General features: G+C 78.7%; 2 protein-coding genes and 1 pseudogene. 1 reads left to right on the forward strand and 2 read right to left on the reverse strand.

What is annotated here, in order from left to right; all coding sequences use genetic code 11:
- Window positions 1–242: pseudogene (locus tag HLB09_RS17935) on the reverse strand (hypothetical protein); the annotation flags it as partial.
- Window positions 243–362: 120 nt separating this feature from the next.
- Window positions 363–1,064 carry a GAF domain-containing protein gene (locus tag HLB09_RS15910; protein ID WP_171204291.1) on the reverse strand — a complete coding sequence of 234 codons (702 nt, stop codon included), beginning with the start codon at window positions 1,062–1,064 and terminating at the stop codon, window positions 363–365.
- Between the two features lie 189 nt (window positions 1,065–1,253).
- Between HLB09_RS15910 and HLB09_RS15915 the strand changes: the two genes are divergently transcribed.
- On the forward strand, window positions 1,254–2,297 hold the full coding sequence (locus tag HLB09_RS15915) for an AAA family ATPase (RefSeq protein ID WP_322790225.1): 1,044 nt from the start codon (window positions 1,254–1,256) through the stop codon (window positions 2,295–2,297).
- Window positions 2,298–2,322 lie beyond the last annotated feature (25 nt).

Genomic DNA, 2,322 nt, shown 5'->3' on the forward strand with positions numbered 1-2,322 from the left:
GGTCCCCGGCGCGCGGCGCCGTCGGGCGAGGGAGGGGCGCCCTCGTCGGGGTCCAGGCGCCCGACGACGGACCAGGGGCCGAGCCGGCCGGGGTCGCCGGGGCGCAGCGGGAGCACCTGTCCCGGGTCCCCGTGCGGCGCGCCCTCGACGCGAGCGGGCGCCTGGGTGCGCTCCTGTGCGCGCTCTCGGGTGCCCTCGGGCGGGTCCGGGCGGTCCTCTCCGGGCCCCGGCTCCGCGCTCACGCGCTCATGAGACCACAGCGCCGCGGGAGCGGTCCGGAGTCACCCGCCCCCTGCCCCGGACGGCGCCTCCGCGTCGACGTCGCCGAAGGGCAGGACCGGGGGCGAGGTGCCCGCCGAGGGTCACGCCCGGTCGTCGAGGAGGTCGCGGGCGAGCTGCTGGAGGGTCGAGCCCTGACGGAAGGCCCGGGTCCTGAGCTGCTCGAGGGCGTCGTGGCGGTCGAGGCCCTCGCGGCTCGACAGCGCGCCGACCGCCAGGGGCACGAGGTCGGCGCGGGGGTCGAGGAGGTCGTCGAGGTCGTGGTCGAGGGCCGCGGCCTCGCGCTCGACGGCGTGGGCCAGCAGCGACCTCGCGATCTCCCGGGCGGCGTCGGCGGCGCGGGCCACCTGGGAGGAGGTGAAGGGACGGCGCCGGTCCCGGGCCAGCACGACGACGCCGAGGACGTCCTCGGTCGTGCCGTGCCGGGCCGTCGTCACCGGCACGACCAGCAGGCTGCGCAGGGGGCCGGGGACGGGGTAGGTCGTGAGCAGCAGCGGCCACCGGTCGGCAGCGGCGGGGATGTCGTCGACGAGGCAGGGGCGGCCCGTCCGCAGGACGTCGTGGCCCGGGCTCTCGCCGACGGTGACGGCCATGTCGCCGAAGGCGACCAGGGCGGGGTCCGAGCCGAGCACGACGGCCCGGTGCTCCGGGTGGGCGACGAGCACCACGGCCACGCGGTCGACGTCCAGCGCCGTGGCGAGCTGACGCGCTCGTCGCATCTCCGGGGGCAGGTCGCCGCCGTCGGTGGTGGCGGAGCCCTGCCCGAGAGGTGGCCGGTCGTCCATGGCGGCTCGCTGTCGTCGCGCTCCCGGGACCGCGCTGCTGGGTCCGCTCGGAGCCTAGGGCAGGTCCCGCCGTCCGTGCCGCGCTCGCCCCGTCGAGGACCGCGCCCGACGGCGGCTCGCCGGCGTGGCCGCCGAGGCGACCCGGCGGGCGTCGACCCGCGCCGGGAGCGGGGGTGGTGTGATGGGCGCGTGGCGACCGAGGACCCCGACGCGACCGCTGGCGCGGCTCCCGCCCACGCGCCGGAGCCGGGCCCGGCGCGCGGTGCGGCCGAGGAGGTCGCCGAGGCCGTGGCCGAGGCGCGCCGCGTCGTCGTGGGGCAGCAGGGCATGGTCGAGCGGCTCGCCGTCGCCGTCCTGGCCCGCGGGCACGTGCTCCTCGAGGGGGTGCCGGGGACGGCGAAGACGCTGGCGGCCCGCTCCTTCGCCACCGTCCTCGGCGGCAGCTTCGCCCGGGTCCAGTTCACGCCCGACCTCGTGCCCTCCGACATCGTCGGGACGCGGATCTGGTCGCCCGCGACCGAGCGCTTCAGCGTCGAGCTGGGGCCCGTCTTCACCAACGTCGTCCTCGCCGACGAGGTCAACCGCGCCCCGGCGAAGGTCCAGGCGGCGATGCTCGAGCTCATGGGCGAGCGGCAGGTCTCGCTGGCGGGCACCACGCACGCCGTGCCCGAGCCCTTCACCGTCATCGCGACGCAGAACCCCGTCGAGTCCGAGGGCGTCTACCCGCTGCCCGAGGCGCAGCGCGACCGCTTTCTCCTGCAGGTCGACGTGCCGCTGCCCGGGGCGGCCGACGAGGCCGAGATCCTCCGGCGCATGGGCGTCGCCCCGCCGCGGGCCCGGCGGGTCCTCGACCCGGGGCGCGTCCTGCGGCTCCAGGAGGCGGCGGACGCCGTCTACGTGCACCCGCTCGTCAGCGACTACGTCGTGCGCCTCGTCATGGCCACGCGCGACCCGGCCGCCTACGGCGCGCCCGACGTCGCCCCCCTCCTCGAGGCGGGGGCCAGCCCGCGGGCCACCCTCGGCCTGCTGGCGGCCGCACGGGGGCTCGCCCTCGTGCGCGGGCGCGACCACGTCCTCCCCGAGGACGTGCGCGAGCTCGCCGTCGAGGTCGTGGCCCACCGCCTCGTCCTCTCCCTCGACGCGCTGGCCGACGGCGTCGCCGCCCAGCAGGTCGTCGCCCGCCTCGTCGCCGCGGTCGCGCCCCCCGTGCCCGTCGGGGCCCCGTCGCGGTGACGGCCGTGCTGCGCCCGACCGGGCG

Source organism: Pseudokineococcus marinus (assembly GCF_013004605.1).
GTDB classification, from domain to species: Bacteria; Actinomycetota; Actinomycetes; order Actinomycetales; family Quadrisphaeraceae; genus Pseudokineococcus; species Pseudokineococcus marinus.